This is a genomic window from [Enterobacter] lignolyticus SCF1, assembly GCF_000164865.1.
Classification (GTDB): Bacteria; Pseudomonadota; Gammaproteobacteria; order Enterobacterales; family Enterobacteriaceae; genus Enterobacter_B; species Enterobacter_B lignolyticus.
Window position 1 is genome coordinate 3,700,446 of sequence record NC_014618.1, and the last position, 14,456, is coordinate 3,714,901.

At 53.7% G+C, this 14,456-nt stretch carries 13 protein-coding genes and 1 tRNA gene; 2 read left to right on the forward strand and 12 right to left on the reverse strand.

Annotated features, from left to right (window positions below; all coding sequences use genetic code 11):
• Positions 1-194: 194 nt before the first annotated feature.
• Complete coding sequence (locus tag ENTCL_RS17275) at positions 195-2,144, reverse strand: alkyl/aryl-sulfatase (protein WP_238981828.1); 1,950 nt, start codon at positions 2,142-2,144, stop codon at positions 195-197.
• A gap of 239 nt (positions 2,145-2,383) precedes the next feature.
• The gene (locus ENTCL_RS17280) at positions 2,384-2,566 is read right to left on the reverse strand and encodes a 4-oxalocrotonate tautomerase (protein WP_013367436.1); all 183 of its coding nucleotides are present in this window, start codon (positions 2,564-2,566) and stop codon (positions 2,384-2,386) included.
• A gap of 119 nt (positions 2,567-2,685) precedes the next feature.
• Between ENTCL_RS17280 and ENTCL_RS17285 the strand changes: the two genes are divergently transcribed.
• Entirely contained in the window at positions 2,686-3,576 is an 891-nt protein-coding gene (locus ENTCL_RS17285) for a LysR family transcriptional regulator (RefSeq protein ID WP_013367437.1), read from the forward strand.
• A gap of 45 nt (positions 3,577-3,621) precedes the next feature.
• Here ENTCL_RS17285 and hxlB read toward each other — a convergent pair whose 3' ends face one another.
• The 7 genes from hxlB to ENTCL_RS17320 all read right to left on the reverse strand — a co-directional run bounded on the left by hxlB (position 3,622) and on the right by ENTCL_RS17320 (position 9,101).
• A complete protein-coding gene (hxlB, locus tag ENTCL_RS17290; protein WP_013367438.1) occupies positions 3,622-4,182 on the reverse strand; it encodes a 6-phospho-3-hexuloisomerase in 561 nt (186 codons plus the stop codon).
• Between the two features lie 15 nt (positions 4,183-4,197).
• Complete coding sequence (locus tag ENTCL_RS17295; protein WP_013367439.1) at positions 4,198-4,950, reverse strand: SDR family NAD(P)-dependent oxidoreductase; 753 nt, start codon at positions 4,948-4,950, stop codon at positions 4,198-4,200.
• 105 nt (positions 4,951-5,055) lie between these two features.
• Complete coding sequence (gene rpe / locus ENTCL_RS17300) at positions 5,056-5,700, reverse strand: ribulose-phosphate 3-epimerase (RefSeq protein WP_013367440.1); 645 nt, start codon at positions 5,698-5,700, stop codon at positions 5,056-5,058.
• Positions 5,701-5,724: 24 nt separating this feature from the next.
• Entirely contained in the window at positions 5,725-6,978 is a 1,254-nt protein-coding gene (locus ENTCL_RS17305) for a PTS transporter subunit IIC (RefSeq protein WP_013367441.1), read from the reverse strand.
• A 26-nt stretch (positions 6,979-7,004) separates the two neighbouring features.
• Entirely contained in the window at positions 7,005-7,298 is a 294-nt protein-coding gene (locus ENTCL_RS17310) for a PTS sugar transporter subunit IIB (RefSeq protein WP_013367442.1), read from the reverse strand.
• A gap of 20 nt (positions 7,299-7,318) precedes the next feature.
• The gene (gatA, locus tag ENTCL_RS17315) at positions 7,319-7,768 is read right to left on the reverse strand and encodes a PTS galactitol transporter subunit IIA (RefSeq protein ID WP_013367443.1); all 450 of its coding nucleotides are present in this window, start codon (positions 7,766-7,768) and stop codon (positions 7,319-7,321) included.
• A 370-nt stretch (positions 7,769-8,138) separates the two neighbouring features.
• On the reverse strand, positions 8,139-9,101 hold the full coding sequence (locus tag ENTCL_RS17320) for a sugar-binding transcriptional regulator (protein WP_013367444.1): 963 nt from the start codon (positions 9,099-9,101) through the stop codon (positions 8,139-8,141).
• 898 nt (positions 9,102-9,999) lie between these two features.
• Between ENTCL_RS17320 and ENTCL_RS17325 the strand changes: the two genes are divergently transcribed.
• The gene (locus tag ENTCL_RS17325) at positions 10,000-11,682 is read left to right on the forward strand and encodes a DUF1302 domain-containing protein (protein ID WP_013367445.1); all 1,683 of its coding nucleotides are present in this window, start codon (positions 10,000-10,002) and stop codon (positions 11,680-11,682) included.
• Between the two features lie 210 nt (positions 11,683-11,892).
• On the opposite strand, the gene ENTCL_RS17330 is transcribed toward ENTCL_RS17325, so the two are convergent.
• From ENTCL_RS17330 to proB, 3 genes are all read right to left on the reverse strand, one after another.
• A tRNA-Thr gene (locus ENTCL_RS17330) sits at positions 11,893-11,968 on the reverse strand.
• A gap of 100 nt (positions 11,969-12,068) precedes the next feature.
• Positions 12,069-13,322: a glutamate-5-semialdehyde dehydrogenase gene (gene proA, locus ENTCL_RS17335; RefSeq protein ID WP_013367446.1), complete on the reverse strand. Its 1,254-nt coding sequence runs from the start codon at positions 13,320-13,322 to the stop codon at positions 12,069-12,071.
• A gap of 10 nt (positions 13,323-13,332) precedes the next feature.
• Complete coding sequence (gene proB / locus ENTCL_RS17340; protein WP_013367447.1) at positions 13,333-14,436, reverse strand: glutamate 5-kinase; 1,104 nt, start codon at positions 14,434-14,436, stop codon at positions 13,333-13,335.
• Positions 14,437-14,456 lie beyond the last annotated feature (20 nt).

Sequence of the window (14,456 nt, forward strand, 5' to 3'; positions counted from 1 at the left end):
ATCGTTTTTCTCTAAATAAATATCGCCCGCAGAAGGTCAGTGTAGAAACGTCGCTAAACGCTTTACCGGGATTACCTTTAATACATTTGGGGGAAACGAGATGATACCGGCCGCAATCAAATACGTGGGAAGCGGATTAATACCTGCTCATGCAACGGGAAAAGCCCCGCAGCGGCCGCCGCGGGGATGCAATATTACGGCGTAACGATATTAAACCAGAACTCAAACTTATCCATGTAGCCCAGCATTTCGTCGAGTTTTGCGCCGTCGCCGGTAATTTTCACCTCACCCTTATCCTGAGCCTGCTTGAGGGTTTCCTCTTTCAGGATGATCTTATTCAGGGCGTCGCGGCTAAGCGCGATGGTCTCATCGGCATTGCTCGCCTGCGCGTCGGCGGTGTGGTTCAGCACGCCGTTTTCCAGCTCCAGCTTGTACTTCCCGCCGTCGCTGCCGAGGTCGATATTAAACACCGCTTTGGCATTCCCCGCTTTCTCGCCATTGATATGCACCGCGAGGTAGTCGAAGAACATTTCCGGGGTCATCGCCCGTACGGTATCCGGGCTTGCGGTGTTCGGCGTCGGCCCCTTCACCACGCCGTTACGCAGCTCCTGGGCGCCGGTCAGGTAGAAGTTACGCCACGGGCCGGATTCCGCCTGATAGCCAAGCTGCTCCAGCGCATCGGCCTCCAGTTCGCGGGCATCCTTGTTGTTCGGATCGGCAAAGACCACTTTGCTGACCACCTGCGCCACCCAGCGGTAGTTGCCCTGATCGAAGTCGGTTTTCGCCTTCTTGAGGATGGCGTCCGCGCCGCCCATATAGTCGACGAATTTCTTCGCCGCCTCTTCCGGCGGCAGTTCATCCCGCGTTGCCGGGTTGCCGTCAAACCAGCCGAGGTACAGCACGTAGGTGGCTTTGACGTCATGGCTGACGGAGCCGTAGTAGCCGCGGTTAGCCCAGGTTTTCGCCAGGCTGTCAGGCAGCGTAAAGTGAGCGGCGATTTCGTCGCGGGTTAACCCTTCGTTCGCCATACGCAGGGTCTGATCGTTGATATAGCGATACAGGTCGCGCTGGCTCTTCAGCAGGCTGACGACGTTATCGTTGCCCCACGTCGGCCAGTGGTGCTGCGCCATGATGATCTCCGCTTTGTCGCCCCAGCGGACAATCGCTTCGTTAATGTATTTCGACCACGGCAGCGGCTCGCGGATCTTCGCGCCGCGCAGCGAATAGGTGTTGTGCAGCGTATGCGTGACATCCTCCGCCGCTTCGATAAGCTTCTTCTCTTCGATATACCACAGCATTTCCGACGGCGCTTCCGAGCCCGGCGCCAGCATAAAGTCGTAGGTCAGTCCGTCGATGACCTCCTTCTGGCCGTCCTTCTCGATGATGTTGGTCGGCGCAATCAGGGTCACGGTCCCGGCGGAGGTGGTGGTGCCAAGCCCGGCGCCTACCTGGCCTTTGGCATCCGGCTTCAGCTGGTTGCCGTACATGTAGCTGGCGCGACGGCTCATCACATTACCCGCCATGATGTTTTCAGCGACCGCCGCTTCCATAAAGCCCGATGGCGCGTAGATTTTCACCTTGCCGGATTTCACATCGGCCTCATCCACCACGCCGCGCACCCCGCCGTAGTGATCGACGTGGCTGTGGGTATAAATCACCGCTACCACCGGTTTCTTGCCGCGATTTTTAAAATAGAGATCCATGCCGACTTTCGCGGTTTCCGCCGAAACCAGCGGGTCAACGACCGTGACCCCGTCCTTACCTTCGATGATCGTCATGTTCGAGAGGTCAAGGTTGCGGATCTGGTACACGCCGTCGGTGACTTCAAAGAGCCCGCTGATGTTGATCAGCTGCGACTGGCGCCAGAGGCTGGTGTTGACGCTGTCCGGCGATTTTTCGCCTTCTTTGATAAAGGCGTACTGCTGCGGATTCCAGATAACATTGCCCTGCTCGCCTTTAATGACCTCCTGCGGCAGCGACGCAATAAACCCTTTATGGGCATTGGCGAAATCGGTGTTATCGGAGAATGGCAGCTGGCTATAGAGCGCGTCGTTAGTCTGTTTGGTTGCCGTAGCGGCGTCTTTCGGAGCAACATCAGTATATGCGGGAAGAATGATCGTCGACAGCAAACCAGCAATTGCCAGTTATCTAACAATGGGTTTCAGCTTCATTATGATCCGCATGCATGGTTAGTGATTCCGGGCCCTGGGATGGACCACTCACTTAGTTACAATTTGTAACTCTGCATTAACTTTAGTTAAGGATCTGGATTCAGCCATTTTTTAAGAAAATGCACGCTTATCAGCGGGCTGGCGACTGCGCAGCCCGCTGATAGTGCAACACAATGCAATGTCGTGATACCGAAAAGTAGACAAAGACCGCCTTATTCCGTGGGCAGCAGACCCGCTTTTGCCCAGTGCGTCCTGGGGATTTCCACGATCACCACATCGACGCTTTCCGGTTTGCATTTTAATGTTTCCACCGCCACGCGGGTGGCCTCACGCGCGAAATCGCGTTTTTGCTCCGGCGTGCGGCCTGGCTGCATCTCTAAACGTAGTACTGGCATAGATAACCCCTTTTATTTGAAGCTCCGCAAGTGGAGCCGGCAGAGGTATCTTTGCCGATGCGGGGATGATGATAAATGTGTGTTAGGTTAATTGAATTAGAACCTACAGGTTGTTAATCATGGATAAACTTGCCGGGATGGAGATGTTCGTCAGGGTCGTCGAGTGCGGCAGCTTTACCGCCGCCGCCGACGCCAGCGACGTTTCCACCACCATGGTGGCCAAGCACATCAGGACCATTGAGCAGCGGCTTGGCGCACGCCTGCTGCACCGCACCACGCGGCGACAGCAGTTGACCGAGGTGGGACAGCTCTACTACGAGCGCTGCCGCCGGGTGCTGGCCGAGTTTTCGCTGGCCGAACACAGCGCGATGGAGCTGCAGTCCACGCCTAAAGGGCTGGTGCATATGGTGGCGCCCGTCAGCTTCGGCAGCCAGGTGCTGGTGCCGGAGCTCAGCGCCTATATGGCGCAGTATCCGGAGGTGAACATTACGCTGACCCTCGACAACCGACTGCCTGACCTGGCGGACGGCAACGTTGAGCTGGGTATCCATATTGGCGAGGTCCGCCAGCCCAATGTGGTCGCCAGACCGCTGCGCTCCTATCGCCGGATCCTCGCCGCCGCCCCCGCGTATCTCCGCCAGCACGGTTCGCCGGAGCATCCCCGCGAGCTGCATGACCACAGCTGCCTGGGGATCGCCTACTGGGCGCATCAGGATCGCTGGGAACTGATGGGGCCGAACGGCGAAATGTTCAAAGCGCCGATCGGCGGACGCTTTATGTCCAATCAGGGAAGCGCGCTGCGCATGGCCGCGCTGCATGGCTGCGGCATCGTGCTGCAGCCGGAATCCGTGCTGATGGACGACATCGCGCAAGGACGGCTGGTGCGGGTATTACCGGCGTGGTCATATAAGCCCACGCCGATGTTTCTGATTTACCAGCAGGACAGCCGCCCTTCGGCCAAGCTGCGCAGCCTGATCGATTTTCTGATGGCGCGCTTTGGCGAGCGGTAAGGTGATAGACGACGCAATCCCCCCCGCCGGCAACATCAGCGAGCGCTATTCCAGATCGGCGTGCCTTTTAAACATACTGTCGCTGGTTTCGCCAATCTGGGCCATGAGCTCAAGCACAATGGCGTCATAGGTAATAAAACACAGCTGCTCGAAGGCAGAGCCCATCGGCTGCGAAAAGGCGCCTTCCTGACGATCGTTGTCTTCTTTCACCGTACCGGGTAAGACAAGAACGCTTTTAGCCAGCTTGCCGATTGTTGACTCTGCTTTCAGAGTGACGAGCGCCACATCAACGCCGCAGGCCGCCGCCTTTTGCGCCAGGCTCACCAGGCTCCCCGTTTCTCCGCTACCGGACCCAATAATGACCAGATCTCCCGGTTTGGTATGGGGGGAGGAGACGTCACCCACAATACTGACCGAAAAGCCCAGGTGTAATAAGCGATTGGCGAAACCACGAATGGCTATTCCACTACGCCCGGCGCCTTGCAAAAAAATGTGTCTGGCATTTTTAATGCTCTCAATAAAATGTCCTGCCTGAACATCATCAATATTGAGTGCATTTCGCTGTAGCTCACTCAGAATATTCAGAGTATTTTGTTTAACGCTCATTTTTCGGTCCCTCGGTCAGGCGATTGTACGGCCGCCATCCATCAGAATGGTCTGCCCCTGAATATAGGAGTTGTCTTTGTCCGCCAAAAAGATGGCCAGGTTTGCCACATCGTCAATGGTGCCCAGGCGGCGCACCGGTATTTTCGCCAGAACGGCATCAAGATCGGCCTGGGTTGGGTAGTTGACGCGCATCATTTCGCCGGTATCGATCAACCGCGGCGCAATGGCATTAACATTGACGCCTTTAGGCCCTAACTCTTTTGCCAGACCGCGAATTAACCCTTCACCGCCCGCTTTACTGGCCGGGTAGCTGACGCCGCCGCCGGTGCCAGAGAGCGCAGAACCAGAAGAGATATAAACGATAGAACCCTCGTTAGTGGTGAAATCATTGTAGAACGCTTTAACCGTGTTAAATAACCCGGTAAGGTTAATCGCAATCGTTTTGTTCCACTCGTCGAAAGTAATATCGTTAACTTTATTAGCAAATGCGACGCCTGCATTTAATACCAGAATATCAATACGGCCAAACGTCTCAAACACTTTTTCACGAACCTGCTCCAGCGCTTTGGGGTCAGAGACATCGGTCTTGACGAATAATGATTTAACATTGCCGAACGTAAGCTCTTCGGCCGTTTTTTTACCATTTTCCTCATTGTAATCGACGATTACGGTATGGGCGCCACGCTCAGCGAATTGTCTGGCGATACCTTTGCCAATACCATGCGCCCCACCGGTTATTAACGCCACTTTACCATCAAAATTACTCATTTAATTTACTCCTCAACGTCTTGTGGCCAAGGGGAGGCCTGACTCCCCTTGTCGGGAATTAACATAACGCGCTAATAATTCGAAAGATGATTGATTATTAGCTGATTACTGAATTGCCGCCCTTAATGCCTGATAGCTTTCTTTAGGTGTCTTATTGAATAATGCACCGCCGACGACAATTAAATCAGCTCCGGCTTCTTTGACCTTTTTAGCAATGTCAGTATTAACGCCACCGTCAACCTCAATCTTAATGCTGCGTCCTGCAACCATCTTTTTGGTATTTCTGATTTTCTCCAGACTTTTTTCAATAAATGTCTGGCCGGGCTGACCTGGGTTAATGGTCATAATTAAAATATAATCGATGTCGTCAAGAAGGTATTCAATAACATTTTCAGGGGTGCCCGGGTTGAGGACCACCCCCGCCTGACGCCCCGCCTGCTTAATTTTCTGAATAATATAATGCACATGCGGGGTGGATTCGTAGTGAACCGAAATCATCTCCGCCCCCGTTTTGATAACATCGTCAACGTGCCGTTCCGGATTCGCCAGCATCATGTGCACGTCAAAGATCATCGAACTTGCTTTTTTCATTGCCGCAATCTGGTTTGGCCCAAATGCAATGTTATTAACATAGGTGCCATCCATGAGATCGACATGAAGGATCTCTGTCTTCTCAGCTTCCAGAAATTGAATTTCTTCCTGCAAGCGTAATATATTTGCGCCAAAAATTGATGGTAGAATTTGTGCCATTTTAATTAGCCTCCTGCCCGCTAATTAGTGAAGTACCGTACTTAGCCAATATGTGAAGATTTCCCATGGGCCGGTTAATACGAAGTCAGTTCCCTGGCCATTTAACCCCACGCCAGCGCCGCTCAGGAACTGAGTCGCTCCAGGCGCGACATATCCCCCCAAATACATCACCACCACGCAGAACAGCAGGGTTGAGATAATTGAACGGATAACGTTGCCGTTACTGGCCATGACCGTCATCGTCGTCATGTAAATGATGGACATTAAGACGCCAATGGGGAATATCTGAATACCCGGTAAAATCAGGGCGCAAAGCATGGTCAGCGGAATAGTAATCACGGTCACAGTCACTGTTGCCGGGTCGCCGAGCGCCAGAGCACAGTCCATCCCGATATTCAGCTCAGCATCTTTCCCCATCTGCTTTTGCATAATTTCTTTAGCGCTTTTACCAATCGGGTTAAGCCCTTCCATCAGGACCCCCACCACTTTCGGCAGCAGCACCATGACGCCAGCAACCCCCATCGCCATCGGCACGATAGTTGTAATGGCCTGTTTGGTTAATATCCCCAGCAGGCAGCCGACAATAACCCCGATAATTGCGGGCTCGCCAAACACGCCCATGCGTTTTTGAACGCTTTCCAGGTCCACATCCAGCTTATTTAAACCGGGAATGAAATCGATAATTTTGTTCACCGCCCAGGCAAACGGCAGCGTCCAGCCGATATGAATCATGGTGGTACAGGTTGTCCCTTCGAGACCGTAGTATTTCTGCCACCGGGGCGCAATCAGGTCGCCAACGAACAGGGCGACAACGCTCAGGGCCACAGCGATGCCCAGGCCGAGGAAGAAACTGTCGAAAACAAAGTATGCGAGCGCGCCCGGAACCAGGAAGTGCATGTAGTTCCAGATATCAACGTTCAGCGTTTTGGTCAGCTTCAGACGAACCAGGATCAGGTTCAAAATAATACCGATTGGGATCACCAGCGCAGCAAACGGCGCTACCCATGCGGCCGCGCCTACCGCCGGCCATCCAATATCGGCAACGGTGAATCCGCTGCCAATTTTGGAGTAATACTCAATGGCCGGGTGAAGCGAAGTATTCAGCAAGCCAACAACCAGACCCAGGCCAATAAAGCCGATACCGACGGTGATACCAGACTTAATGGCTGCACCGACCTTCATCCGGAAAACTAAACCTAAAAGGAAAATTACAAGTGGTAATATTGCCGTGGCGCCCATGCTTGTAATTGTAAACATGATGCTTTTTAACATTTCCATTTAACCATCCCCCGCCTTTTTGGACTTCAGCCCTTCGCTATTTCGGTCAATAACTCACCCAATTTTTTCCGCAGAGCCGCTTCGTTAATACCGGTAATAAACCCGGCAACGCTCATGTGGGGTTTTCCAATATCGCCTTTATAGTTGTTTGTGGTTAACACGATATCCGCACTTTGCATCTCTGATGCGAGTTCAGACATGCTGCACTTATTGATTTTGACATTAGCAATGCCATATTCAGCACAAACCGATTTCACTTCATCAGCGGCCAGCGTGGAGGTGGCCACACCGCTTCCGCACGCTACGAGGATAGTAATCATGATAAGACTCCGGGTAATCGTTATTTAATTATCGTGTTAATGAACAGTGCCTTAGCTTCTTCTGCAGGAAGCTCCAGCATTTGGTGGTAGAAATCGACCATCTGCAGGTGGTTGAACAGCGCCTTCAGTAATTTGAGCTGTTCAGATGGATGGGTAACCACCAGGTTGACAACCAGTCGAACCCACAGCTTTTCATCCCCATCGGCCTGATTAACTTCGATATCTTCCGGTAAACGAATGATGTAAATGGCCGGGCTCACTGCATGCTGGCTGTCACAGTGGGGAATGGCCACCGCATAACCCTCCAGCAGGATCCCGGTTGGATAATCCGCTTCTCGCTCGCGAAGCGCTTTCAGGTAGGAATCTTTAACAATCCCGTCTGCATACTGTTTCTCGTGAATATGCTGCAGCACTTCATCGTAATTTTTAAATGCCGCACCATCCGCGACATTGATAGAAATTGCACTCACGGGTCTCTCCTCAATGCATCATTGCTCATATGAGCAACACAACAAACCACATGAGCGATTATGGCACATCGGGATTGCACTGAAATGAGGGGCTTTCAAAAATTGTATCCTGATCACACAAAACATCATGAGCGCAAAATAAAAACCTCTCATATGAGCAATTATAAATATCCCTTACATTTCAAAAATCAACCAACAATTTGATTTTTAAGTGTTTTTATAAAAACACGGAATATACAAGAATTAAAGGCAGTGAAAAGCAAGTTCGCTCTTATGAGCGGAGGAGTGGGAGCGTTCAGTGAAAAAGGCAAACGGGTCAGGTCCGCCGCCATTGAACAATGGCGGCGTGGAATAAAATAAACGCAGGTTATTAGTCCAGAAGCTTAATGGCCGTATCAAAATCAGTGATCAGCACGTTCAGAAGCCCGGATTTGAGTGAGGCGACAATGCCCTCATATTTCTCATCGCCTCCCGCAACGCCGATGAGCTTTTTCGTTGCTCTCAGTTGCGCGGTGGTGATACCAAACCCAAGACGGTTCAGCGGGCTATCCAGTATCTCGCCTTTGCTATTGACGAGCGTGACGCAGACATCAGCCGTAATGTCCTGGCTCATTAACGCGTCCCGCCATGCGTCAGGGAAGATATCGCACAGGCTGGAGGAACCGGTTTTCCACGCGCCAATACCGGTAATGACGACATCCATACTGGAATAAAACTTCTGCGTATCCAGTACAGCCTGATCGTCGGCAAGTTTTTGCGCCAGGCTTTCGTCATCAACCCACATGGGCACATACATCGGGTGCGCCCGGCCGTGAGAAATCGCCGCAACTTTATGGATCAAATCGATCGGTCCCTGGCTAAACTCGATTCCCGGATGCACGCCAGAAAGCTGAACAACATCCAGAGCAGGCAGCGTCGTCAGCTGACTAACGGTACTGGAAAGTACGCGTCCCCAGGCGAGGCCGAACTTCATCCCCTCTTTAAGAATCCCGCTCAGGTAGGTGGCGGCAATCCCCCCCAGTTTAACGTTGAGCTGCTCCTGGGAGGACCAGGTTTCAGAAACAGAAAGCACGACCGCATCCTGCAAGCCATATTTCTTGCAGAGATTCTGCGCGATTTCCTCATCCAGAGCCTGCTGCTTAGGGAAGGTAAATTTTACGTACTCCTGGGCAATGGCCTCATCAATAAGGCGCGCCACTTTGAAGCGCGAGACGCCAAGCTCCTCGGCGATTTCAATCTTCGTCTTCATCTCAGCGAAGTAACGTTTAACGACAAGCGAATAAATGTAGCGAGGGTCGTAGTTCCGCAGCTTGGAGTTATTCTCTTTTGGCATACCAGGTTATCCATACATTATCAGAGACAGCACCCGTCAATTGAGCGTAATGCTCTTCAAGAACACTCAAAAGAGTATACTTTTTTTTGCTCATCAGATATGAGTGTCAGAGGGATTTCTGCGTTCTGTGATGTATCGCCCGTCGTGAAAGAGGTATTCGGGAAGGGTCAGGCTGACCCCCGCATCCCGTAAAGCCACGCTGGGTGGAAGGTTTAAAAAACGGTGATAAAGCGAACTACGCCTGAAGTAGTGAACTGAATCGGGGTATTTTCCGCCGGTCACTATGAGCAAAATACCTCAATGCTGGTCACTACACATAGAACGTCAAGAACTTTCCAATTGGTGACAGTGCAAGCGTCATCCGGCATGCGCTTCCTCCGCCAGATCCCACGCACCACGCGGGCCAGAGCCTCTCGGTGGCGTCCAATGCCTCTGGGTGGCATATAAAAGTGCGTCCACGCGTTACTGAATTCTCCGATAGAATCTCTCGTTATCGAACAAACCAAACTCGCTCCGATGAGGTTCGGCACCTGCCATTTCATGACAGAACCCTCGGTGCGACACAGCCACAAGAACAAGAAGGCTCGGCTTGAATCCCCTGGGCAAGATGCCTGGTAAGCAGAGTCTTTAAAAGATAAGGCTTTCAATAACACATACGTCTATCTCATCGCAAAATTTGCAGCAATGCCGTTCGTTCACCCGCTGGTTCATCAGCCAGTACGGCATGTCGCTGGCGGCCTGGTGACGGGAGTATACGGGACTGGAGGCTTGTGAGGAGCATGTCGATATTAGATGCAGTTATTGTGACTCCGGCGCAATGGAGTGCCATCCGGACAGGGTAAATGCGATTTTGCGGGATTTCAAATGCGATTAGCGACAATCAGGCAGGAGAGAAGCCATGCAAGAGAAAAACGACACTTTGCACTTCAAGAAGCATCTGCCTGTATTGACCATCGCTGTGGCGACGGCTCTGTTCGCGGTGTCTGCACTGGCATTCGACTTCAATATCGACAACCCGGATCTGAACATCCGCTGGAACAACACCGTAAGGCTCAATTTGGGTAATCGAATAGGCGAGCAAGATCAGGCTATCACGCACACCCCCAACAGCAACGATGGAGATCTGAACTTCGACAAGGGTGCTATGGTTACCGAGCGCCTTGATCTATTAAGCGAACTCCAGCTGGATTACCAAAAGAAGATGGGGTTTCGCGTCAGCGGCTCGGCCTGGTACGACCCGGCCTATAGAAATCTAGAGAGTAATAATAAGACTCCGAACACGTTGGTGGACGGTAAGCCGACTGCCGGCGTTCTCAGCCCGTACACGAAACGCTTTGCAGAAGGCCCATCGGGCCAGTTGCTGGAAGCTTACGCCTATCGTACTTTCGAGTTCGACCAGCAGAAACTCAACCTCACTGTGGGTAAAAGCCTGCAATCATGGGGGAATAGCTTGTTTGCTCCGCTGCATGGCATCAACTACGGCCAGTTCCCGATTGATCTCGGAATGATGTTTGGTTCGCCACTCAGCGAGCGTACCGAAATACTCCTCCCACGTAACCAGGTGACGGTTGATTACGCGGTCTCCCCTACCTGGTCGTTCGGCGCAGAATATTTCCTTGACTGGCAGCACGCACGTTTCCCTGAGTCCGGTTCGTACATGGGCATGTACGACCTTGCGTTAGACGGTGGTGAGACGGCGTATCTGCCCAACGGTAAGTTCGCTACGCATGGCGATGATGTGACGCCAAATAAGATCGGAGACTTTGGTTTGAATGTGAAGTGGAGCCCAGATTGGCTCGGAGGTACGATGGGGCTGTTCTTCCGCCGCACCGCAGATCAGTTGCCGGATACAGTCGTGTTCAACCAAAAAACCAATCAATACGCCATTACCTATGCGGGCGATATCGACATCTACGGCTTTAGCCTGTCCAAAAACATTGCCGGAGTGAAAACCGGTCTGGATTTGAGCTACCGCCGAAACATGCCTCTGAATAGCCAGCAAGTCCTCACGGTGTTGCCAGCTAAAGCAGGCTCGCCGGGTTTCATCAGCGCGATGCCGCAGGATGGTCAAACCGGTGGGGCGATGGGCAACACCTTTCATGCCGTGTTGAACGGGGTGAATACAGTCGGAAAAACGCCATTCTTCGATCGCGCTTCGGTAGTGGCCGAACTGGCCTGGGACCACGTACTCTCGGTGACCGAGGGATATGCGCAATATCGTGGTAATCCTGCGTACACCGGTATCGATAAGTCTACACGTGATTTCTTCAGTTTGAACCTGAACGTCACGCCAACCTGGAACCAGGTGTACCCTGAGATTGACCTGTCAATGCCATTGACATATGCCGTCGGCCTCAAAGGCGAATCTGCCATCCCGTTAGGTGGCAATGCGCACACGGGCAATTATTCTGTTGGTCTTAGCGCGATGGTGCAGTCCAGGTTTCAGATTGAATTGAAATACACCGGTTTCTTCGGCCCATTCGTGAAGGCACCAAACGGGACGATCTCCTCGTATGCAGGTCTGATGAGCTTACTTAGCGATCGCGATACCCTGTGGCTAACCTCCAAGGTCAAGTTCTAAACGACAGACTTGACTCTGGCTGACTTATTGCCCGTCCCGACTAACTTAATATGTTTACCTGACGGGCCAATGATCACTATGTGTAACGGCCCACAACCAGCTCCCCTTGATTCCGGTCAAGTCCAGTTGATAACAGGAGATAAGATACGGGCCAGAAACCGCAGCATACGGGCTTTGAGTTGATGTCGGTAGACTTGGGAGAGTTTGAAATGGTGCCGATAATAGGAGTCGAACCTACGACCTTCGCATTACGAATGCGCTGCTCTACCAACTGAGCTATATCGGCTTAGAGAGGAACTTAACGGGGTAAGAGGTTAAAACTATGCGAGTGATGCGTCAATGCCCTGAAGAATCAAACGGCTATTTTTGCATCACTCGCGGGTCAATCAGGCACGAATAGTATCGTCGCCAAAGCCGATCCACTTGTAGGTGGTCAGCGCTTCAAGGCCCATCGGGCCGCGGGCGTGCAGTTTTTGCGTGCTCACGGCCACTTCCGCGCCAAGGCCAAACTGGCCGCCGTCGGTGAAGCGGGTGGAGGCGTTGACGTAAACCGCGGAGGAATCCACCTCGTTGATGAAGCGGCTGGCGTTACGCAGCGTGCGGGTCAGAATGGCATCGGAGTGCTGGGTGCCGTGCGCGCGAATATGCGCGATGGCGCCATCCAGGTCATCCACCAGCTTCACGTTGAGATCCAGCGATAAAAACTCATCGTCATACTCCTGCGCTTTTACCGGCACCACCTGCGCCGGGCCGTCTTTAAGTAGCGCAATCGCGTTTTCGTCGGCGTGCAGGGTGACACCGCTTACCGCCATCTGCTGGCTCAGGGCAGGCAGGAAGGTATCGGCAATGCCTTTATGCACCAGCAGCGTTTCCACCGTATTACAGGTGCTCGGACGCTGGGTTTTCGCATTGACGATGATCTTCAGCGCCGGCGCAAACTCGGCGGAATCATCCACGTAGATATGACACACGCCGATACCGCCGGTGATAACCGGTATAGTCGACTGTTCGCGGCACAGCTTGTGCAGGCCAGCGCCGCCGCGCGGAATAAGCATGTCGATATACTTATCCATGCGCAGCATTTCTCCGACCAGCGCGCGGTCCGGGCTTTCGATAGCCTGCACGGCGCCCGCCGGTAAACCGCACTCCTCCAGCGCCTGCTGAATCACTTTTACCGTCGCGGCGTTGGTGCGCCAGGTCTCTTTACCGCCGCGCAGGATCGCCGCATTGCCGGTTTTCAGGCACAGCGAGGCGACATCGACGGTCACGTTCGGACGCGCCTCATAAATGACTCCCACAACGCCCAGCGGAACGCGGCGACGCTCGATACGCAGCCCGCTGTCCAGCAGGCCGCCGTCGATCACCTGCCCGACCGGGTCGGCAAGGTTGCACACCTGGCGCACATCGTCGGCGATCCCTTTCAGGCGCGCAGGCGTCAGGGCCAGACGGTCCAGCATGGCCTCGCTGAGGCCGTTAGCGCGCGCCTCTGCAAGATCCTGCGCGTTCGCGCTGAGGATATCTTCGGTCTGCGCTTCCAGATAATCGGCAATTTTTTCCAGAACCTGATTTTTCTCACGGCTGGATAACAGTGCCAGTTGATAAGACGCCGCTTTGGCGGCAATGCCCATTTGTTCCAGCATGGGAAACTCCTTAACGGGTGATCATATCGTCGCGATGTACGGCGACCGGGCCATACTCATAGCCAAGAATGGCGTCGATTTGCTGCGAATGGTGGCCCGCAATGCGGCGCAGCGCGTCGCTGTTGTAACGGCTGACGCCATGCGCAATATCGCGACCTTCAAGATTACGGATACGGATGACTTCACCACGGGAGAAGTTGCCTGTCACGCTTTTAATGCCTTTTGGAAGCAATGAGCTACCTTTTTCCAGAATCGCCGCGGTGGCGCCCTCATCAACGGTGATTTCACCCGCCGGCGGCGCGCCGAAAATCCAGCGCTTGCGGTTCTCCAGCGGCGAGGCCTGGGCGTGGAAACGGGTGCCAACCGGCACACCTTCCATCACATCGCCAATCACCCCCGGGCGGCTGCCTGCGGCGATGATGGTATCGATACCCGCGCGGCAGGCCACATCCGCCGCCTGCAGCTTGGTCCCCATACCGCCGGTGCCAAGGCCGGAAACGCTGTCGCCGGCAATCGCCCGCAGCGCATCGTCGATGCCGTGAACGTCGGCAATCAGTTTGGCATCCGGGTTGCTGCGCGGGTCGGCGGTGAACAGCCCCTGCTGGTCGGTCAGCAGCAACAGCTTATCTGCGCCTGCGAGGATCGCCGCCAGCGCGGACAGATTGTCGTTATCACCGACCTTAATCTCAGCGGTCGCCACCGCGTCGTTTTCATTGATAACCGGTACGATGCGGTTATCCAGCAGCGCGCGCAGCGTATCGCGCGCGTTGAGGAAACGCTCGCGATCTTCCATATCCGCGCGGGTCAGCAGCATCTGCCCTACATGAATGCCGTAAATGGAGAACAGCTGCTCCCACAGTTGAATCAGGCGGCTCTGCCCGACGGCGGCCAGCAGCTGCTTGGATGCGATGGTGGCGGGCAGCTCAGGATAGCCAAGGTGCTCCCGCCCGGCGGCGATCGCCCCGGAGGTGACTATCACAATACGGTGCCCGGCAGCGTGCAGCTGCGCGCACTGGCGCACTAATTCAACGATATGGGCGCGATTCAGACGACGCGATCCCCCGGTTAAAACACTGGTACCCAGCTTGACCACCAGCGTTTGGCTGTCACTCATGATTCTCTGCCATTAAAAAA